Source organism: Enterococcus termitis (genome assembly GCF_001730305.1).
GTDB classification, from domain to species: Bacteria; Bacillota; Bacilli; order Lactobacillales; family Enterococcaceae; genus Enterococcus_L; species Enterococcus_L termitis.
Map to the genome: position 1 here is coordinate 17,380 of NZ_MIJY01000013.1, position 21,436 is coordinate 38,815.

22 protein-coding genes are annotated in these 21,436 nt (G+C 37.7%); 19 read left to right on the plus strand and 3 right to left on the minus strand.

All coding sequences use genetic code 11. From position 1 onward, the window contains the following. Positions 1-6 precede the first annotated feature (6 nt). The 19 genes from BCR25_RS09480 to BCR25_RS19885 all read left to right on the plus strand — a co-directional run bounded on the left by BCR25_RS09480 (position 7) and on the right by BCR25_RS19885 (position 17,433). The gene (locus BCR25_RS09480) at positions 7-1,209 is read left to right on the plus strand and encodes a phage portal protein (protein ID WP_069663378.1); all 1,203 of its coding nucleotides are present in this window, start codon (positions 7-9) and stop codon (positions 1,207-1,209) included. Further along, positions 1,206-1,802 (plus strand): HK97 family phage prohead protease, encoded by a 597-nt coding sequence (locus BCR25_RS09485; protein ID WP_069663379.1) that lies wholly within the window; start codon positions 1,206-1,208, stop codon positions 1,800-1,802. Before BCR25_RS09480 ends, BCR25_RS09485 begins: the two co-directional genes overlap by 4 nt. Further along, positions 1,781-3,076 (plus strand): phage major capsid protein, encoded by a 1,296-nt coding sequence (locus BCR25_RS09490; RefSeq protein ID WP_069663380.1) that lies wholly within the window; start codon positions 1,781-1,783, stop codon positions 3,074-3,076. The genes BCR25_RS09485 and BCR25_RS09490 overlap by 22 nt, the downstream gene beginning before the upstream one ends. Before the next feature lie 14 nt (positions 3,077-3,090). Next, positions 3,091-3,306 carry a hypothetical protein gene (locus tag BCR25_RS09495; protein ID WP_069663381.1) on the plus strand — a complete coding sequence of 72 codons (216 nt, stop codon included), beginning with the start codon at positions 3,091-3,093 and terminating at the stop codon, positions 3,304-3,306. A gap of 3 nt (positions 3,307-3,309) precedes the next feature. Next, a complete protein-coding gene (locus BCR25_RS09500) occupies positions 3,310-3,588 on the plus strand; it encodes a hypothetical protein (protein ID WP_069663382.1) in 279 nt (92 codons plus the stop codon). Then, positions 3,581-3,904, plus strand: a complete 324-nt coding sequence (locus BCR25_RS09505; protein WP_069663383.1) for a phage head closure protein — start codon at positions 3,581-3,583, stop codon at positions 3,902-3,904. Before BCR25_RS09500 ends, BCR25_RS09505 begins: the two co-directional genes overlap by 8 nt. Then, entirely contained in the window at positions 3,897-4,295 is a 399-nt protein-coding gene (locus tag BCR25_RS09510; protein ID WP_069663404.1) for an HK97 gp10 family phage protein, read from the plus strand. The genes BCR25_RS09505 and BCR25_RS09510 overlap by 8 nt, the downstream gene beginning before the upstream one ends. Then, positions 4,292-4,609, plus strand: a complete 318-nt coding sequence (locus BCR25_RS09515; protein WP_069663384.1) for a hypothetical protein — start codon at positions 4,292-4,294, stop codon at positions 4,607-4,609. Before BCR25_RS09510 ends, BCR25_RS09515 begins: the two co-directional genes overlap by 4 nt. Before the next feature lie 13 nt (positions 4,610-4,622). Continuing rightward, on the plus strand, positions 4,623-5,192 hold the full coding sequence (locus BCR25_RS09520) for a major tail protein (RefSeq protein WP_069663385.1): 570 nt from the start codon (positions 4,623-4,625) through the stop codon (positions 5,190-5,192). A 3-nt stretch (positions 5,193-5,195) separates the two neighbouring features. Then, entirely contained in the window at positions 5,196-5,702 is a 507-nt protein-coding gene (locus BCR25_RS09525; protein WP_069663386.1) for a Rho termination factor N-terminal domain-containing protein, read from the plus strand. Between the two features lie 95 nt (positions 5,703-5,797). Next, the gene (locus BCR25_RS20810; RefSeq protein WP_281247215.1) at positions 5,798-5,923 is read left to right on the plus strand and encodes a hypothetical protein; all 126 of its coding nucleotides are present in this window, start codon (positions 5,798-5,800) and stop codon (positions 5,921-5,923) included. 14 nt (positions 5,924-5,937) lie between these two features. After that, positions 5,938-8,412, plus strand: coding sequence for a phage tail tape measure protein (locus BCR25_RS09535; protein ID WP_069663388.1), 2,475 nt, complete (start codon positions 5,938-5,940; stop codon positions 8,410-8,412). Beyond that, complete coding sequence (locus BCR25_RS09540; protein WP_069663389.1) at positions 8,412-9,167, plus strand: hypothetical protein; 756 nt, start codon at positions 8,412-8,414, stop codon at positions 9,165-9,167. The genes BCR25_RS09535 and BCR25_RS09540 overlap by 1 nt, the downstream gene beginning before the upstream one ends. Next, positions 9,149-11,821: a phage tail spike protein gene (locus tag BCR25_RS09545; protein ID WP_249023539.1), complete on the plus strand. Its 2,673-nt coding sequence runs from the start codon at positions 9,149-9,151 to the stop codon at positions 11,819-11,821. The genes BCR25_RS09540 and BCR25_RS09545 overlap by 19 nt, the downstream gene beginning before the upstream one ends. A 17-nt stretch (positions 11,822-11,838) precedes the next feature. Beyond that, the gene (locus BCR25_RS09550; protein ID WP_069663391.1) at positions 11,839-13,494 is read left to right on the plus strand and encodes a BppU family phage baseplate upper protein; all 1,656 of its coding nucleotides are present in this window, start codon (positions 11,839-11,841) and stop codon (positions 13,492-13,494) included. A gap of 12 nt (positions 13,495-13,506) precedes the next feature. Beyond that, positions 13,507-14,259 (plus strand): hypothetical protein, encoded by a 753-nt coding sequence (locus BCR25_RS09555; RefSeq protein WP_069663392.1) that lies wholly within the window; start codon positions 13,507-13,509, stop codon positions 14,257-14,259. Beyond that, complete coding sequence (locus BCR25_RS09560; protein WP_069663393.1) at positions 14,260-16,227, plus strand: BppU family phage baseplate upper protein; 1,968 nt, start codon at positions 14,260-14,262, stop codon at positions 16,225-16,227. 98 nt (positions 16,228-16,325) lie between these two features. Further along, entirely contained in the window at positions 16,326-16,721 is a 396-nt protein-coding gene (locus BCR25_RS09565; protein ID WP_069663394.1) for a phage holin family protein, read from the plus strand. Beyond that, a complete protein-coding gene (locus BCR25_RS19885; RefSeq protein WP_083242632.1) occupies positions 16,714-17,433 on the plus strand; it encodes a peptidoglycan amidohydrolase family protein in 720 nt (239 codons plus the stop codon). Before BCR25_RS09565 ends, BCR25_RS19885 begins: the two co-directional genes overlap by 8 nt. A 100-nt stretch (positions 17,434-17,533) precedes the next feature. On the opposite strand, the gene BCR25_RS09575 is transcribed toward BCR25_RS19885, so the two are convergent. The 3 genes from BCR25_RS09575 to BCR25_RS09585 form a co-directional block, all read right to left on the minus strand. Then, entirely contained in the window at positions 17,534-17,824 is a 291-nt protein-coding gene (locus tag BCR25_RS09575) for a hypothetical protein (protein ID WP_069663395.1), read from the minus strand. Continuing rightward, positions 17,811-17,969 (minus strand): hypothetical protein, encoded by a 159-nt coding sequence (locus BCR25_RS20380; RefSeq protein ID WP_169819007.1) that lies wholly within the window; start codon positions 17,967-17,969, stop codon positions 17,811-17,813. Before BCR25_RS20380 ends, BCR25_RS09575 begins: the two co-directional genes overlap by 14 nt. 793 nt (positions 17,970-18,762) lie before the next feature. Further along, positions 18,763-21,426 (minus strand): sigma-54-dependent transcriptional regulator, encoded by a 2,664-nt coding sequence (locus BCR25_RS09585; protein WP_069663397.1) that lies wholly within the window; start codon positions 21,424-21,426, stop codon positions 18,763-18,765. Positions 21,427-21,436 lie beyond the last annotated feature (10 nt).

A 21,436-nucleotide genomic window follows, 5' to 3' on the forward strand; every position in this document is an offset into this window, starting at 1 on the left:
TGACAGATGAGCAAAAGAAAACGAAAAGCAGGAAAAGCAAAAATTAGATCAGAGCCAACAAATGAATCGAATGTTGGATTCTTTATCTCGGATAGCGCCAAGGAATTATTTGTTTCGGGCTATACTCGGTTGAGTGAGAATCCGGAAGTGAAAATCGCAGTGGATAAGATTGCTGATTTAGTTTCAAATATGACTATTCATTTGATGGAGAACACTCCGGAAGGTGATGTTCGAGTGAAAAATGAATTATCCCGTAAATTGGATATCAATCCATACTCTGTTATGACTAGAAAAAATTGGGTATATGCGATTGTTTATTCCATGTTGCTACCAGGCGACGGAAATAGTATTGTTTGGCCAGTAATTAAAAATGGATTGATAGATGAATTGATCCCGCTGGCACCTTCTAAAGTTAACTTTATTGAAGATGGGTTATCTTATAAAGTTGGTTATCAAGGGACTGTATTTGATCCGGACGAGATTATCCATTTTGCAATCAATCCAGATCCGGAGAAGCCGTGGCAAGGAACGGGATATCGCCTTTCATTAAAAGATATCACTCAGAATCTTAAACAAGCGACCGCAACGAAACGAGCCTTTATGGGTTCTAAGTATATGCCAAACATTATAGTTAAGGTAGACGGGGAAACGGAAGAGTTGACCAACGAAGAAGGTAGAAAGAAAATTGAAGAAATGTATCTAACGCGATCAGAAACAGGAAAGCCGTGGATCGTTCCAGGGGAAATGATCGAAGTACAACAAGTAAAACCATTGACGCTGAATGATATTGCCATTAATGATGCAGTTGAGATCGATAAAAAGACGGTCGCTGGACTTTTAGGAGTTCCGGCTTTTTTCTTAGGAGTCGGGAACTATAACAAAGATGAGTACAACAATTTTATTACAACGAAAATCATGTCGATTGCTCAAATTTTCCAACAAACATTAACTAAAAACTTGCTCGTAAATCCAAAATGGTATTTCAGGTGCAACGCTAGAAGCCTATACGCCTACGATTTAGAAGTGCTAGGCAATTTAGGTATGAACCTCTATAAAATGGGGTTGGCAACTGGAAACGAAGCAAGAGGACTTGTTGACTTTGATTTCATGGAAGGGCTGGACGAACTAGTCATTCTTGAAAATTATATTCCAAAAGGGATGATAGGAGATCAAAAGAAATTAGATAAAGGCGGTGAAGAGGACGAATGACCACGAGAAGTAAAGAAAGGCAAATCCGTAGTGTAGTAAGTAGTTTACAAACAAGAGATAATGAAGAAGCTGGCGAAAAGAAGATTGCCGGCTATTTTGTTGTTTTTAATTCGGAAACCGAATTATGGCCAGGCGCATTTGAAGAAATACTACCAGAAGCATGCCAAACGATTCCTGACGATGTTCGGGCGTTGTTTGATCATGATAGTTCGAAAGTTTTAGGACGAACGAAAGCTGGAACTCTTACATTGAAGGCTGATTCTAAAGGATTGTTTGGGGAAATCTTAATCAACGAAAATGATTCAGACGCAGTCAATTTGTATGAACGAGTGAAGCGCGGTGACATTGATCAATGTAGTTTTGGTTTTCGTGTATTGGAGGAAGATACAGAATGGCGTGATGATGGAACGGTTAAATGGACAATCAAAGAAATTGAACTGTTTGAAGTGTCCGTTGTAACTTTTCCTGCCTATGAAGATACGGAAGTCGAAGCAAGACGCAAAGAAGTAAATGGAATGAATGAAAAACGAAGAAATGAACGTAAACAAAACATTAAGGAGCGGATGAAATCATGGCACTTAGACAACTATTAGTAAATAAAAAAATTAAGGAACGTAAATCATTATTGGACCAATTACGTTCTGCTTTCTCTGATTTGAAAAAACGGGAATCGGACTTAGAAGCAGCGATCGGGGAAGCTGCAACAGATGAGGAAATCAAAGCTGTTGAAGAAGAAGTAGAGGAACTTCAAAAAGAAATTGACGAAAAAAAAGAAGAAGAAAAAGAACTTGTCGCAGAGATTGAGGATTTAGAAACAGAATTGAAAGAGCTAGAAGAAAAAGAACCGGAAGATGATAAAGGAAATGGAGATGTTCGATCAATGGCAAAAACAGTACAAACAAGAACTCAAGAATTAGGAGATAACTATTTAACACGAGAAGTTCTTGATTTTTATACAGAACTTCGCTCTAAATTAAAATCACGTGCAGCAGGAAATGTTTTACCAGCAGGGGGAGATAACGAAATCATTGTTCCTGATCTTGTGATGTCAAGAATTAGAGAACGTATTGGCGATTTTACAACTCTATATCCATTAGTTGATTTAGTTGTAGCTAAAGGTAGAGTGAAATTAATTCTTGATGTTGACACAAAAGAAGCAACATGGATGGAAATGCGCGGAGTTACATTGCCGGAAGATGACGATTCAGAATTATCAGCGGTTGAATTTGACGGATTCTTAATCGGTCGTATCGTTTACATTGATAATTCTTTATTAGATGATGCGCAACCAATTCTTAATTTGGATGATTATCTTACAAAACGAATTGCTCGTTCAATCGCTAAAGGGATTGATAAGGCAATTGCAGTCGGTGAAGGGAAAGAGAAAAAACAACCAGCTGGAATCATTCCAGCAATTCCGACAGAAAATCAAGTAACAGCTAAACCAGCTTACGCTGAAATTATCCCGCATATCGGTAAAATCGATACTGGTGAAGATGCAACAGGAGATATTACAGTAGCGATGCACCGTCAAACGTACTATGAAAGAATTGCTGCATTAACCTTACATGTCGATAGTGGCGGTAAAGATGTTGTACAGTTACCAAACCTTAGTACACCTAACTTTTTAGGATTGCCGGTCGTGTTTAACAACTATATTCCTAAAGACAAATTGATTTTTGGGGTATTTGAAAAATACACACTTGTAGAACGAGAAGAAACAAAAATCGATTCTTCACAACATTATAAATTCCGTGATTATCAAACAGCTATTCGTGGTATTGGTCGTTATGATGGGAAACCAGTTGAGCCTGCAGCATTTGTTCAAGTTACTTTAGAAATTGAAAGTGAAGTACCAGGTGCATAAAAGGAGGGAATAGTATGTATACAGTGATTGAAAAATTTAGAGATTTACAGGATAACAATAAAATCTATGAAATCGGTGATGAATACATCGGGAAAAAATCAAAGAAACGCTTAGCAGAGCTGACGACTGATAAAAACAAAATTGGCAAGCCACTAATTATTTTAGAAGAAGATGATGATCAAGAAGAAAAGGAAACGGAAGAGCTAGAAGCCGAAGAATCGGAGGAGTAAGGCATGGAAGAATTAGCTTTACCTCTACTGAAAGCGAACTTAGGTATCTCGAAAGATAATCGAGATGCCTATTTACTTGCTATTTTGAAAAGCATTGTCAGCGAACTAACAAATGAAAAAAGTTTGTCGATCGATGGAACAGACAATAATCATTTGATGTTTGTTGTCGATTATGCAGCATGGCGGTATCGATCACGAGGAGAAGGAGTTATGCCAAGAAATATTCAATATCGATTACACAACTTGATTTTGAAGAATGGCGGTGTAAAAAAAGATGAATGAATTGACTTGGGATGATGAAGTTACCTTATTAACAGATGTTTATACAGAAGATAAACTAGGGCAACCCATTAAGGGAACACCAAAGAAGGAAATTGTTTGCTGCTGTAAAAGACCTATTGGTCGGTCTGATCATTGGGCTGCAGGACAAAACGGAATCAAATTGCAACAAATTTTAATTGTTCATCCTTACGAGTATGACGGACAAGCCACATTGATTTATGAAGGGGAGAAACTTCGTGTCGTTGATACTTACCCAATTAATCAGGAAGAACTTGAACTGAAATGTACTCAAAAAATCGGTGATCAAAATGGCTAAAAAATCTTATTCGCAGATTAAACCGAATGATCTATCAAAAGCAATTCACGAGAGCTTGATCGAGTACACGGAAGAGGTCCAGCAAGAAATTGATGAACAAGCGGAAAAAATCTCTGCTGCAGCTGCTAAAAAAATAAGTGAATCCAGCCCGAAACGAAAAGGAAAATATGCAAAAGGTTGGCGTGTGAAAAAGATCTCAGATGGCTCGCGTTGGCACTCGTTAAGCTATGTTGTGCATAATGCTACAGACTACCAACTAACCCATTTGTTGGAAAATGATCACGCGTTAAGAAACGGCGGCAGATCGAAACCGATTAAACATATTGCTCCGGTAGAAGAAACAGCTGTGCAAGAATTTATGACAGCTGTAGAGAAGGCGGTGAGACGATGACGTTAGAAGAATTGAAAGTGATTCTAGATAAAACAGAATTAAAAGTTGGTTATCGTCAATGGCCGACAGGCAAAGCCCCTGATCTTCCGTATATTTTGTATTATCAAGAAAACACCGATAATTTAAAGGCTGATAATCAATCTTATTTTAAGCAGATAAATGTAACGATCGAGCTATACAGCAATTTAAAAAATATTCCAGCTGAAACTAAATTGGAAACTATTTTAAATCATCATAAAATCGAATGGGATGCATTCGAACGTTTTATTGAAGATGAACAAATGCATGAAGTAATGTATCAAATCATTTTATAGGAGGAAAAACAAGATGGAAGAAAAAAAGAATATTGTAACATTTGGTCTAGAGAACTGTTATTATGCGAAAGCAGTGATTGCTGCAGATGGATCAATGACCTATGAAACGCCAAAACGATATCCAGGTGCAACAGAATTAAATCTTGAAGTGAATGGAGATTTAATCGAATTTGAAGCAGATAACATCATTTATTATTCTTCTCCTGATAATAAAGGTTACACTGGAACATTTAGTGCGGCCCTGGTACCAAATGATTTTTTAGTGGAAATACTAGGAGAAGAAGTTGACGAAGAGGACGGGGTGCAAACTGAACAATCAGATGCTTCTTCTAGTCCGTTTGCTTTGATGTTTCAATTTGAGGGAGATAAAAAAGCAGTGCGCCATGTGCTTTATAACTGTTCAGCTAATCGACCAGGTCTAGGTAGTGCAACTGGTAAAAATGTAAATACTACCGAGTTGAGTTTTAATGCTACTCCTCGACCTGGTGACAAGAAAGTAAAAACTAAAACAACAGAAAATACAAAACCAACCGTCTATGATAATTGGTTCAGTTCAGTTTATGAAAAGACGATGGGGGCATAACCAATGGAGAAAACAATATCAATTGATGGTAAGCAAGTTCGTTTAAGAACATCGGCTGCTACACCATTACGCTATAAAATGCAATTCGGTACTGACTATTTCGCCGACTTGTTGAAACTTTCTAAAGTTTTAAGTAACGGCGGTGACGAAGATGAAAACAGAAAATCGGAACTAAAAGAGCTTAACAACGATGAGTTAAAATCAATCTTGAAATCAAAAAATGTTGAAGGTTATTCAAAAATGAATAAAGGGCAGCTTATTAAAGCAATTCTAGAAACTGAAAAAAACAGCGAAGCTACTTTCGACATGGAAAAAATTTCGTTCGAAGATTTACATTACCTCGATACAATGGTGATTTACAATTTCATTTGGGTTATGGCGAAGTCGGGAGATGAAAACATTCCGGATCCTTTTACTTGGTTGGATGATTTCGAAACGATGCCGCTTGAAGAAATATTGCCAGAGATTGCAGAGCTCCTAGAAGCTAGCGTACGAACTAAAAAAAAGTAAATGATGAAATGGCTTCGAGTGATGAATTACTCACAATGGAATCATTTCTTTTTATTTGTAAAGAAATCGGATTGTCAATTCAGGAAATGGAACTAATGGACATCGGACAATGTCTTGATTATATCCAAGAATGGATCGATGAAAAGACAAGTGATAATGATGGTGGTAAAAGATCAGCGAAGAAAAGAAAAGCGACTCAAGCTGACTTTGATGCATTCTAAAGGTAGGTGAAAAAATGGCGAACAAGCGTATTAATGGAATTACGATTGCATTAGATGCTGATACAAAAGGAGTCACGAGCGGTCTAAAAGATATCACAACTCGATCGACTAAAGTTTCGGGTGAGTTGAAACAAGTTGAACGATTGTTGAAAATGAATCCTGGAAATACTGAACTATTGGCACAAAAGCAGCAGCTATTATCAGAACAAGTTCAGAACACTAGCGATAAATTAAAAGCGTTAAAAGGTGCCCAAGCGGATGTTGAAGCGTCTTATAAAAATGGAGATATCGGCGCGGAACAGTATCGAGCGTTTCAGCGCGAACTCGCTACTACCGAAGGAGCGCTAAAAGGCTATAAGGGTCAAATAGAGAATATGCAAACGGAGCAAGAAAGGCTAGGTCAAAATACTAGCCGTCTTGATTCGTTGTTCAAAGCTACAGGAACATCTATTGAAGATTATCAAGATATTTTAGGTAATAAGCTTGTAAATTCTATCAAAAATGGAAAAGCCAGTTCTGATGACTTGGAAGTAGCAATCAATAAAATTGGAAAATCAGCTTTGGGTAGTGAAGTTGATCTAAAAGAAATGAAGGACTCGCTTGATAAAATTGATGATGGCGATTCGATCGAGAATGTAAAAAATGAGCTTAAGGAACTTTCTTCTACTGCAGATACGACTGGCGATAGTATGGAAGGAATTGGCTCAAAGTTGAACTCCGGAAATATGATGGCAGCAGCTGAACAGTTGAGTGCTGCTGGTGATAAAATCAAAGAATTTGCCGGAAAGGCTCAAGATGCGTTTCGCGAAGTAGATGATGGTGCTGATATCATTGTCACTAAAACTGGTGCTTCTGCGGAAGCGATTGACAGTATGACAGAGACATATAAGAATCTAACCAATTCTTTGCCGGTCGATTCTTTTTCCGATGTCGGTTCTGCTGTCGGAGAAATGAACACTCAATTCGGTTTCATGGACGATAAACTCGAAGAATCGAGTGACTATCTTTTAAAGTTTGCAAATATAAATGAAGCTGATGTCAGTTCTTCTGCAATTAATGCTAGAAAAGCCATCGAAGCATACAGTCTCACGAATGAAGATTTTAACATGGTGTTGGATGCTACGACAAAAACGGCGCAAAATACGGGTCAATCAGTCGATAATTTGTTCGATAAAGCGATCAAGGGTGCTCCTCAAATCAAACAATTAGGATTAGGTTTTGGAGAAAGCGTCGCCTTAATGGGTAAGTTCGAGCAATCCGGTATTGATTCTAGTAAAATGCTTTCATATTTGTCGAAAGCCAGTGTTGTATATGCTAAAGACAATAAGTCTTTATCTCAAGGCTTAGAAGAAACAAGCAAAAAGATTAATGGAGCTGCTAACCAAACCGAAGCAATGACAATTGCTGCAGAAGTGTTCGGAACAAAGGGCGCAGGAGTTATGGAAGATGCTATAAAACGTGGTTCTTTAAATTTTGAAGGATTAGCAGAAACGGTGAAAAATGTAAATGGAACTGTTGAAGACACATTCGAGGCGACTCTTGATCCTATCGATCGTCAACAAGTAGCGATGAATAACGTTACAAACGTGATGGCCGAATTTGGTGCTATTATTGCAGAAGCGCTTGCTCCAATACTAGATGCATTGATTCCTGTTATCCAAACATTAGCTTCGTGGTTTGGAGCTATGCCAGGACCCGTGAAGCAATTTATCGTCATCTTAGGAGGGCTTATTGTTCTGTTAACCAGTATTGCTCCATTGATTACCGCGATTATGGCCGTTGTAAGTGCGTTAGGTGCTACGGCGCTAGGGCCATTGATTTTAATTATCCTTGCAGTTGTTGCAGCAATTGTTGCAGTAATAAATATCGTTAAAAATTGGGGTGCGATATCTGATTGGTTGAAAGAAAAATGGGATAGCTTTGGGAAATGGATGGGTGATTTTTGGAAAGGGATTAGTAAAGGAGCAGGAGATGCCATTGGGGGAGTAGCGAAATTCTTTACTGATAAAATGAATGGAATCGTTAAAACAGTCAACGACAAAATAAACATTGTTAGAGGATTCTTTGATAAATTGAAGCTGAAATTTCCGGAGATAACATTGCCTAAGCTGCCACATTTTACCTTAAAGATGGGGGAAAAGACAGTTTTCGGAAAGAAAATATCTTATCCGAATGGCCTAGATGTGAAATGGTTTGCTGATGGTGGTATTTTAACGAAACCGACAATTTTCGGTCGAAATGGTAATCAGTTGTTAGGTGGCGGCGAGGCAGGAAAAGAAGCAATTGCCCCTCTCGATCAATTAATGGGGTATATTCGGACTGCGGTAGCTGAACAAATGCAAGGTAGTTCTGGCGATGAAATCCACCTACACATAAATGCATATGGGAATCTACCTAAAAAGACTATGGATGAGATGGCCGAGTATTTCATGTATCGATTTACCGATCTTAAAACTCAAAAAAATCCGTTTGGAAGAGGTGGATTATAATGACGATCATGCAAGATGGTACTTTTTGGCTTAATGGTCGACATAGCAAAGAAATTCATTCCTATATCCGTACAAGACCGAAAAAAACGAAGGCGAAACGAGTCGTGGAACTTAAAGAAGCCGCTGGGGTAAACAAGCTGATACCAGTAGACAAAGAGTATTATACGAATGCAACGCTATCGTTGTCTTGTTTCTATTTAGCGAAAAACAATTTTGATATCGCTGTTTTAGAAGATATAGTAACCGAGTTTATTGATACAAAAGGCGAGTACGTAGATTTTATACCGTATTATGATCCGGATTTTGTATACAACGTAATCAATTCTAATGAACCAAATTTTGAAGGACACCGAGGTACTGGACTTGGCGTGCCTTTTTCTTTTGATTTAAGTGTTGCTCCATTCAAAATGATGATTAGAGGAAATGAATCTCAAGTATTTAATGCACCATTTACACTAGAAAATCCATTGAGGTATTCTTCGGAACCCTATTTTAAAATTTGGGGGCAAGGAGATATAACGATAAAGATTAATGACTACGAATTAATTTTAAAAGGCATAGAAGAATTTATTGAAATTGATTGTGATCAAGAAATACAAGAGGTCTATAAAGAAACAACGGCTGGAATGATCAATGAAAATAGCAAGATGTACTCAAAAGAGTTTCCTAAGTTTCTGCCAGGAAAAAATGAAATATCTTGGACAGGAGACGTTAAGAGTTTAGAAGTGAAAGGCAGGTGGCGAACAAAAATATGACACCAACATTATTTAAACCCAAAGAAACAAATTATGAAAATGCTGGCATTGGTTTTTTGAGTGATTGCATAAGCTGTATTGTCACCGAAGAGGAAAACGGGCAGTATGAAGCAGAGCTTGAATTTCCTACAAATGCGAAATATGCCGATTATTTACAAGAGTACGGTTATCAGATAAAAACGAAACCAAGCGATGAAGACGACTATATGATTTTTGATATTTATGATCATTTCATGGATGTATTTACTAAAACTTTAACAGTAAAAGCGAAGTCAAGAACAAACCGTTTAGGTAGGCGCGCTGTTGGCAACGTGGTTATATCCAATAAAACAGGTATGGAAGCTATGCGGATGCTTGAAAATGGTATGGATGCGGATTCTGATATCGAACTTTATTCAGATATACAGACTCGTTCGAGTACCACTTTTGAAGTAACTAACCCGTTAAGTTGTATTGGAGGGTCACAGGGTTCTATGCTTCAATTATGGGGTGGGGAAATAAAGCATGAGCCGTTTAAACTTTCTTTATTGAAAAGGAGAGGACGGGATAATGTAACAACTGTACGCTATGGAAAAGACCTGGAAGGTTTAACTGTTGATTTGAATTATGATGGATTATTGACAAGGATTTTGCCTTATGCCGATCTCCAAAATGATCAGGGAGTAACCGAACGTATTTATGGATCTCCGGTTGATAGCAAATATATTGGAAATTACGAAGAAGAAATTTTTTCTAGATATGTTCAATTTACAGAAGATCAAGGAGTAACAGATAAAGCAAGCTTAAACAAGGTAGCAAAGAATTATTTTACTTCTATGAATCCAGGTGTAGATAAACCGTCTTGTCAATTGAAGGTAAACATACGAAAGCTTGAAGAAAATTCTAAAACGAAGAAATTTGCTGATTTTAGGAAACTTTGTTTATGTGACACGTTCACCGTTGTTCACCAAAAGACAAAAGTAGATATTACAGCTAAAGTCCGATCAATCAAATATGATAGCTTACTTGAGAAAGTTGTTGAAATTTCGGCAGGTGACGAACGCTTCACCTTTTTCGAAGATCAAGTAAAAAAATTAGAAGAAACTATGAAAGCAATGCCGACAAAACAATATGCTAGCTCGTTTGTGGATTACATTACCGATTTAATAAATGGTGTGGATGGTGGTGCGGTATATCAATATCCAAAAAACAGACCATACGCCACTTATTATCTAGATACAGATTCGATCGATACTGCAAAAGATGTTGTTGTGCTAAATAGTAAAGGGATTGGTTTTTCTAGAAAAGGATGGAAGGGTCCGTTTGACTATGGTTGGACAATTGATGGCATTTTAAACGCCAATTTCATCAAAACAGGAATACTAGAAGGGATTGAAGTCCATTCCAAAAACGATAACTATGACATTGGGCTAAACAATGGAGCAATCACGTTTAGAGATAAAAAAGATGAGATAATCGGAGTAATGGAAGCAGCTCAATTTGGAGATGCTAAGAAAGATAAAGGAATTACGATTACTCAAAGAGCACCGTATAGTTATTATCTTAAATGCAAATACCCAGACGGTTCAGAAAAAACACCGTTTCATATTGTTAGCGAAAAAATTGATGGAGGTCAATGGAATGATTTTGTTACGACTAATATGGAAGGTTTAGTACAAGTGAATGGAGCTTTATACGTTACTGGAAAAATTTTCCTTAATGGTAAAGAAATAACCGGAAATGGATCAGGAAGCGGTGGAGGTGGAGGTGGCGGAGTGCCGCCCGAACTAACAACAGATCAAGAAAAAAATGCCTGGGCGGTTTGGCAGTTTTTTAAAGAGAAAGGTTGGTCGATTGAATCGATCGCTGGAATGCTTGGGAACATGCAATCGGAATCGGGAATAATGCCGGATATTGATGAAATCAGCGGGGGTGGCGGTTATGGTCTTGTTCAATGGACGCCAAAATCTAAATTAGTTGATTGGTGTAACGAACGAGGGCTTGATCATCGGACGTTAGATGCACAATGTCAAAGAATCCAATGGGAAATGGAGAATAACGTACAATGGTTCCCTAACTACGAAAGACCGGATTTAGCGAATATTTCTTTCAGGGAATTTACACAATTGAAAGATGTCAAACTTGCTGCCGAATACTTTATTGCATTCTACGAGCATCCTAAAGATGTCCACCAGCCAATTCGTGGTACTCAAGCGCAATATTGGTATGACAAGTTGAAGGATTTGAAACCGCCAACCGCTGGATGGCTGTCTCCAGTTAGAGCTAATTATGTAGTCACGCAAGAATGGGATGAACCAGATTACAACAGCGGAGGCGCTGCAGGAATTCACGGCGGCATTGATTTGGCTTCTGTCCCAGCTGGTAGCACGCCGGATATATACGCAGCTAACTCAGGAACGATTATGACTGTAGGTAGCAACCCTGCTTTAGAGGGGAATTACATCATGATCGATCATGGCAACAGTTATTACACTTACTACGGACATTTGAGCAGTATAAATGTTAAGCAAGGGGAAAAAGTAACCAATGCTACTGTTATTGGTGTAATGGGGACTACGGGAGCTTCCACAGGTGTTCATTTGCACTTCGAAGTCCGAAGAGGTGGATCTACTGCGACATCAAGAATCAATCCACGTGATGTCATTACATTTTAAAAGAAAGGAAGATGCGCATGTCTAAATGGGCTGGTACATTAAGCACTACGGAACCCTATAATCATTTGGGGGTCTTGTCTGTAAGGCAAGGCAACGTGAATAGTGAAATATTTGACTTTAAAATAGTGCAAAATGGAGTGCCCTACGATCTAACAGGATTGCGGGTGCTTTTTTGTACGAATTTTAAACAATACATTTTAGTCGAAAAAGAAGCGACTGTCCTTAAGCCAGAAGAAGGACTTTTTCAATTTACGATGGATGATGATTGTATGCAGAAGGTAGGAGATCAAGAAGGTTATTTTGAAATCTATCAAGAAGGTATGCTTTTAGATACAACGCAAAACTTTACTTATACAGTCCAATCATCCATTTTAAAAATGCTGATGGATGGAGAATCTTATATTCAACGTTTAGAAGACTTATTGAATCAATTAAACAATTCTATTGCTAATAGCAACGGTGAAATGGATAAATTACTGGAAGAGTGGATGAAATTTGTCGAAGACAACAAGGAGCTTTTGGAAGCGATCGACCCAGGAGGCGCATTGCTTAATCGTCTAAACGAGTTGCAGAAGCAACAAGAAGAACTAAACGGCACACTACAAACAAATGCAGCGTTGCAGATTGGCGGAGAGACACCACGCTCGATTTTTGTGTCCGCTTTAAGCTTACTAAGGAATAAGATTGATAAAAACAAGTTTAACGTGCTGCATATGACTGATATCCACACGGATTATGGTTATGGCGCTACATCGTGGACATATGCCGAGTATTTTTGGTCGCATATTACAAATATGCAGTCATTGCAAGATGTTGCTGACGTAGCGATTTACAACGGTGATAATGCTGATTGTTACATTAAGGATAAGGAGCAGTCGCAGATCCAGCAACGTAAATTTGGTATCAAGGCATTAAGAGCGGCTAAAATACCAACGTTTGTTAATTTGGGCAATCACGACAACGGATCACCACCATTTAAGCGTGACATCGGCAAAGTGATGCCAGGTGACATTATCACCAATGAAGAGTTTAAGGATTTTTATGAAACTAAATCAAAACTCTTTGATGAAGTAAGAAATGGCGATAGCTTGTATTTTTACAAAGATTTCCCAGATAAAAAAATCCGTGTCGTTGGTTTGAATACAAACGACAATAACCAAAGCGTGCTAAATGCCGATGGTACTTACAAGTACGGATCGCACGATCATTTTGCAATGCAACAAGAGCAGCTTAAATGGCTGGCAAATGAAGCGCTAAAAGTACCTACCGATTATCATGTTATCGTATTTGGGCATTGCCCAATACATGACGAAAAATTTGATAACCGTGAATGCTTGATTAAGATATTAGAGGCGTACAAGCTGGGAACTACTGTACAAATCAAAAGTGTTTATCCAGATCACGAGGTCAACTTTACGGCAGATTTTATCAAGCAAGGTCCAGGAATCCTTGTTGGCTATATCTGTGGTCACTGGCACGATGAGGGATTTAATCAACTAGGCGATAGCGTCAAGTTTACACAAATGCGCTGCTTAAACGGTGGCTTTAGTGATCCAGCATTAATTGATACACCACAGGAGGATTGCTGGTCTGTTTTGTCTGTCGATACTGTAGCTAAAAAAGTAAATGTATTTGGATTCGGTCGGGCGATTGATCGATCATTTACGTATTAAGGGGGATGGATTATGAAATTTGATTTAAAAAATTTAAAGCTATTTCCGTCCGTTAAACAATTAATCTCGTTGGTAGAAAATCATATTGGATCTAATGAGAAAGAAGCCCACAAAGCAGCAAGCGAATTTACTCATGGATTTGCTACGCCGGAAGTATTCAAAGGTGCATGGAACATTAGACTCCGAGGAGCGTTGAAACAGTATAAATCAGTTTTCGACATTCCAGCAGGTCTTTATGAAACATACGCTGATTTTGGTGATTTACCTGATGAATTAAGTAATTCTAGTAATATTATTCAATTGCGTATCGAACGAGGTCTTGGGGATAGAAAACAAATATGGCTGACAGAAGGATATAACGGTACGCTATGGTATTACACAATGCACACTACAGCGGCATCGTACAATCCAGAAGGGTGGACGAGAATTCCTCGTATTGAGGTTGTATGGACAGGAACAGCTAAAGATGCAGGGAACATTATTACATTCAATCAACAAATGACTCACTTTAAAACAATAAGAGTTTGGGTTGAATTAGATGATGGTGTTTCGTGGATATGCCAAGAGTTTGAATCTAATAAATCTTTTAATGTTAGATATTTTGATATTTTCAATGGCACCTCTATTGGTGGAAATTTCTTCGAAATTGGTGTGACTAGAAATTCTGCATCTCAAATGACGATTGCAAGAAATAGAGGTCTCGGAATTGATGGAAAAGATACAGCAAGTAATATGAGGATTAGAAAAATAGAAGGGGTGGCTTAAATGACAACCAATTATTTTAAACAAGAGACAGTCACGCCACCAGCGCAGATCACTCTCGGCGCTCACAAGCAGCAAAAGCTTGCGAGTGTCGTTTATTCTTATGATAAAAATGTTTCTAAATTGGTTATTCCTGTAGCTTTACCTAAAGGTGTGGAACTGAATTTTGAAGAGGTTGAAGCGATAAAGGTCCTTTTAACAGTCACACAAGATGGCGAAACAAAGAAAATTGAAGACACAGCAACCATCGAGGCAAGTCATCGGCGACGTATCTCTTATATCCTCACAGATCGTTTAAAAGGGTATCAAGGCAAAGTCATTATGAATGTTTATCTCGACCTTAAAAATGGTCAACAAATAGATTTAGCCGAGTATGGTTTTACGATGGTTCGTTCTGCGATCGATCAAGACATTCCGGAGATTGAGGATTTTTATTTTAAGTCGCTTGATGATGTGATAACAGAGTTGAGACAAAAGGCTGATGCGATAATTAAAGATATTACAGTGGATCTATCAGAGTTGACCGGAAGTGTAGATACAGTCAACGAAAAAGTCAATCAGCTAGACAGCAAAGCAAATGAGATCAGCGATCAGATAGCCAATAATGATTTTCGTAACTTTATCATGGGTAAAGAAATCATCATTGATGAAAAAGCGACTATGGTTGGTAAAGTTTCGGGTAGCTTAGTAGAAAATCCGCATAAAATGTATTCAAACATGGGTAAAGCTATTTTAAACCCTAGCCAATTTAACTATGAGATAGGAACTGCTTCTTATAATGATTCTGCAGAGTTAGATAATAAAATCTACACAACTCAAACAAGTGCGGCAGAGCAGATGCGACAAGTTGGCATTCCTTTTGATGTTGTTGCTGATATTGACCGCAAACATCCGGGACTATTTGATGCATTAGGAGCAACGACACAATCGCAAAAAGTAGCCATTACTAGAAAAATTGTAGATGGCACTATTAGTCCGGTAGCTTACGCTAAAGGTAGCGGAGCAAGCACAACAGCTCCTGGTACATCAAGATCACAAGTAAACATGCAGTTGTGGACAGGATCCATGTGGCAAGGGGGATTGCTTAATCCAAATGATCAAATTACTTTGCTGAGGTACAAAAATCAAACTGGACAGCGTGTGCAAGATGACGGCTGTGTTTACATCGTTTTATATGCACCTCCAAGCGATGGCGTTGTACCTAGCGTGATTAATATCGATCAAGTGTATTTAGAGTATCAGATCAATTTTAAGATGTCAGATGTTTTTGTCGCTAAAAATGATCAATTTACGCCAGCACTCATTGTAGCTGCAACCGCTGGATCAGACGATTTAAACAATTACACAAAAGCAGGGTATTACCTATGCCGTACAAGCGTATACGCAACTAATGTTTTAAATACACCAGTTAACATAGCTTTTAGGCTCGAAGTGCAAGAACTAGTGTCATCAGGTGATTTACCTGGTGTAAATCAGTTATTGACTACTTATCATACAAGTAATACTTCTTTTAAAAGATTTTCTCGAAATCTATATAACGGTACTTGGTCCGAGTGGCGAGAGATACCTTTTGCTGATCAAGTGCAAGCGAAAAACGAACAAGAGTCTGCGCTCTCGGGATTGTTAGATGCAATAAAATTCAAAGAGTACAGTACAAATGTTGACGACAAAATAACAGTAAGGCGCAGCGGAAACGTCGTACAAATATGCGGTACTCTTACGCCTGTAACTACAATACCGGCTGGTGAGACGTCAATTTTTAAATCAGGATCGTTGTTGCCAAGTTGGGCACGACCAAGAGATCAACTTGTATGTAATGTGCATCACGGTACTAACGTTGCAAAATTTTTATCTCGTGTATCTAAAGAGGGTGGTTTATCGATTGGCAGATATAGCGAGCCAACTACTAATAATCAGATAGCAATGCCAGCTGGCATTTGGTTGCCTATCAATATCATTTATATTGTTTAAAGTGGCAAATTTTTAAAGGTCTAAGGAATGGCTACTTATTCGTCATTCCTTTTTGGTTGTAATTTTTATGCGTTTAAAATAAAGAAAAGGTGGTATTTATGATAGTGTTTAATTATTTAGATCAGTTCGTGGCTGATGCAGATCACAAGGCGATTTATGTATTAGCGTTAATTTGTGGGGCAATGATTATTGATTTTTTAAGCGGCACATTAGCTGCTAAAATCAACCCAGCTATTGAGTTCAAAAGCAAAGTTGGAATCAATGGTATTTTGAGGAAAGTGGCTAGTATGGTGCTGCTCATGTTCTTCATTCCATTAGCGCCGCTAATCCCTGGAGGAGCTGGCGTTGGTTTGATTTATGTGTTGTATGTAGGATATCTGTTGATGGAATTGAAATCGATATTAGAAAACTATAAAAAAATGGGTATTGGCACAGAATTATTTGAGGATTTTTTGAAAAATATCAAAAATGAAAAAGGTGATAATGATGAGTGATATCAACAAGGCGCTCAGTTGGCTGCAGCAACGACAAGGCAAAGTTAGCTACAGCATGAACTATCGTTTAGGACCAAGTAGTTATGATTGTTCTAGTGCTGTTTATAACGCTTTGATTGCCGGAGGATTTTTACCAGCTAATACAAATATAGGTAACACCGAGACTTTGTTTAACGACTTAGAGCGTAACGGCTGGCAACAAGTCCAACCTGTAAATGGTAACTATCCAACTAAACGAGGCGATGTTTTTATTTGGGGTGATCGTGGATTTACTTTAGGCGCTGCAGGACATACAGGCATGTTTATTGATGACGCTGACAATATTATCCACTGCAACTATGGTTATAATGGCATCACCGTAAACGATCATGATCAAATCTGGAACGCTAATGGGCAGCCTACAATTACCATTTATAGACAACCTAGAAACGGAACGACAGCTAATATAAGCAATAGCGATGAAGAACCAACAAAAACAATGGAAAAGGATGATGATATTATGTTTAAATTTATCAAAGTGCAAAAAAATGGATCGAAAGAAATTTGGTTTGTATTTGGGAATAAGCGGATGTATTTGCCAACTCCTAAACACGTGGAAAATGCTGATTTGCTATTGAAACGGACAGGACATGCTACTAAAGAAGAGGCATATAGTCACGACAACTATGCCTTGAAGATGATTGAAAAAGCAACTGACATCGTAAAATTATAAAAAAGCCCGCTGGGGAAGTTAGCGGGCTAGTGAAGGAAGAGGGGAGAAGTTTTCTCCTCCTTCTTTTTTAATATACGCAATTATTTTTCAGTTTCATTTTTTAAGCAATCGTTTTAAGTGGTTTTAAGACAAACTCACGTATAAAGCTATCAGGGTTGCGGACAATAAACTTATCAACGATAAATTGTGAGCGATCGTTATAATGCCCATGAGTTGCAACCTCAAATTTACCATCATCTAAAAATAGTATAAGGTTAGCCAGTTCTTTTTTGCAGACTAAACAATTAATATCCTCAGAGGAGGTATGCAACGTAAAACGTACCAACATATTGGGAAATGCTCTGATTACTCTAATCTTATCAACTACACCTACATAACTATTCTTTGTCATAGTATTCGCCCTCCTTAGCGTTAAGATAAAAAATAAATTTGTCGATTCCGACCTCATTGATCAATCTTTGACCACAGCCCCATATATATTTTTCAAACTCTTCAAAGTTGATTAACCCAGCTTCATATTCTTCAATTATGTTCATGTCTTTTTTCCTTTTTTTTAAGTACCCAATCATCAAATGGGTAATCGATTTTTCTAGGTTGCATTTTAAAATCCTTTAGCCTATAGATCTTATCAGTACGCAATTGCAAATATTGCCTAGCTTCAAGATATTCAAAGACTATGAAGTGATCTATTCTTTCTAAGGGAAACGCTGCTAAATAATCTCTTTTTCGTACAGGTGGGAACGACCAAAAATTATAAACAGTTTCTTCAATGTTGATCCGTCTCGATGAAACTTTCCGGAACGGAACTAAATGCAGCGAATAGAAATACTGAGCAGGGCGCACTTGATGTTTTAAATGTACGGTTTTTACATATCTCATTATTATCACCTTGTAGATATTATACGAACGTCAGTTCGTCTTGTCCAGTGTTAGATACTTTACTATATATAGCTTAAAATCTTGACTACCCTTTTGACTACCCCGTGAAGTGAATGAAGGTAGTCGGAAGTATAGTATATAATAGAAGAAACATTGAAAGTAAACGAAAGTTATCGTAAGTAATACTGTTTTTCTATTCTCAAAATCCAGTGCCCGCGAGGGCGTGCCGGTTCGACCCCGGCCGCCGGTATACTTAGAACACCAACGTAAGATGCGTTGGTGTTCTTTTTTTGTCTAACATATTTTTAATGTTAGACAACACTCTGAATAAATAAAATGAACGCCTTATTTCACCATGGAATGAGGCGTTTATTTTACAGTAAATAGTATTTATTGATTTTATTCTATAAATTGATTCATCAACGCTTACTGCTTTTTATTTTAATATTCTTAAAGAAACGATTCATTCATAAAGAAAGCGGTGATGTAAAGTATCTCGTCTTGCGGAATCATGATCCCATAATAGGTTTCTAAAAATTGGCAGTTTCGCTGTACTTGGCCGATTTCTTGTGAATATTTTTCTTTGAAATCTTGGCTGTGTGGGAAGGTACTGACTTCTTGTCCTTGAAGTAAACGATCGATCATACAGATAACATGGCAGGATAATCCAACTTTTATTTCATAAGACAAATAAGGAGTTATTTCTTCAGCCAATGTTTCAATCCACTCTCTAACCGTTAAGATAAGTTTTTCACCATGTTCATAGTGTAGCATATCTGTAATATTGATTCGCATGCCATCGAAAGCTATTTCATAATCAATGAGTGATTGTATTTTTACAGTATTGTCTTCATTTAGTGCATCATTGATGGAAAAATGATGCACATTCAATTCTGTTTGAAAGGTTCCGACCGTACAAATAATTTTTCCTTTATCATTTAGATTGTTGATAGTTTCAGCTAATAAATGAGAATCAGTTATTTGTAAGGAAATGATTTCACAAGAACCGCCTCTCAAATTTAATCGAGAATAGAGCATTTTTTTGATAAGCTGGGCAGAACCTTCTCCTGTCGTACATAAGGTTAACAGATAGAAAGTTGTATTTTTTGCTTCTTGCAATGGTTGTTTTTGATAGGTAGAAAGACCTCGAATGTTTAGAGTCGATTCATATACTTCACTTAAGCTATAGCCGAGTGATGCCTTTCTGCTGGCTTCTAAGACGTGCAGCGTGCTAACCAATTCAATACAGCGTATGTCAATTGCAGCATATTTCTTCAGTTCATCGCTAAAATTGATCAATGATCCCATATCTACAAGTAAAAGAACATCCTTTGTTTGATTGCTAGTTTGTAAATAGTCTTGAATATTCGATAGTGTTACTAGAGGTTTTTCCTCAAGTGGCATATCAAAACCAACTGCGATTGTCTCACCAAGCAGTTTATTGACGACGTTGGCCATGCTGGTTGCAGTTGATTGACCATGTGCTACTACAATTACTTCAACCTGGATCTGTTTCCTTTGTTTAGGTTCGTCTGAAGAGAAAAAGAGTGCTAAAAAGCCTGCTTCATCTTCGGGCAGTTTGACACTGAAATCTGTTTCGATCACAGAAAGACAATGCTGGGCAGTTTCAAAAAGTTGTGGATAGTTTTTTTTGATTTCAGAGATCTTAGGATTATTGATTTTTTGTCCTCTTTTTATTCGCTGAATAGTGTTGTATAAATGAAGTGCTAGTCCATAGCGAACATTGTCAGAAAAATAGCAATTTAGTAAACGTGAAGCTTTTTCACAGACTTTATTAGATGTTGCAATGATTTCTGAACCAACGATCTGTTCTAAGCTTTGTAAATCAACAGGTGAATCGGTTGTATACGAGCGATAATAATTTGTGATGGTGGTATCGATTATTTCAGCAGTTTGAGCTGTATCCAAACCAATCCGTTCCATATCATTTATTTTTTGCTCGATAATTTGATAAATATCGTTTCCTTTATTGTCGTTTGGTAAAAAAAGTGTAGTGGCTTCATTATCAAAAAGGAAAAAGCGACTATTCATATTAGGTAGAAGTAGCCAGATTTTTTTACGATCTTCATTATTATAAAGTCCTTCACGAATATAGTGAGGTAATTCATAGCTGCTGATCTTAATGCTCTCTTCTTGTCGAGCAATAAATTGTGAATAGGCTTTCGCACATAGAAGCTGGATATCTGCTTTTAGTTGTCCTACATTATTTTGGCAATGATAACCGAGCAAGGCCCGAATCGTATTGGTTGATACTTCTATTGGTGTTTCCAGTTTTTTAGTTTCCTCTTGAAAGAACAGAGAAATTAGTGTTAAGCGTTCTTCTAAGCCACGCTCTAGCAGATTAGGAATTTCTATTCTCATCGGAATTCTGCGAATGAAGGTTTGAAGTAACGTTGAAGAAATGTCCTCCGTTGTAGCACAGATCAATAATACTTTCGCTTTACGTTCACTTGTTGTTTCTCCTAAACGTCGATAGACTTCACGATCAATAAAAGTAAAGAGCATTTCTTGTCCTTCTGGCGGCAGGCGATGGACCTCATCTAAAAAGAGAATACCATCGTTTGCTTTTTCAATTAATCCTATTCGATCACTATCAGCTCCAGTATACGCTCCTTTTGCAATACCAAAAATCGAGCCTACCAGTAATTGTGGGTTATTGGCATAATCTGCACAATTAAAAGTGATCAAGTTAGAATCCGCTTTCACTTTGTGTTGTGCTTGTGCGTAGGAAAAAATCAATTCAGCAAACATACTTTTACCAACGCCAGTTTCCCCAGTTAGTAAGATATGCATCCCTTTGGGCGGATATAAAATGGCCGCCTTTGCTTGTTCAGCACAATGAAACAGGCTAGGACTTTTCTTTACACATTCATCTAAAATATTTTCTGTCTTCACTGATTTGGGAGTAGTAGAGAAAAAATAAACTGGTTTTGTGCCAGTTTTTTTTGCGTTCCCTTGTTTGACGAGCTGATTTAAATCACTGCTGACATTTGCTCGACCAATAGAAAGTTTTTCGGCTATTTCTTTTGCTGTTGCTGGTTGATCCTTTGAATAAGTTGTAAGTAGTTCTGCGATTTTATCGATTCTTTTCATAGTTTATGCC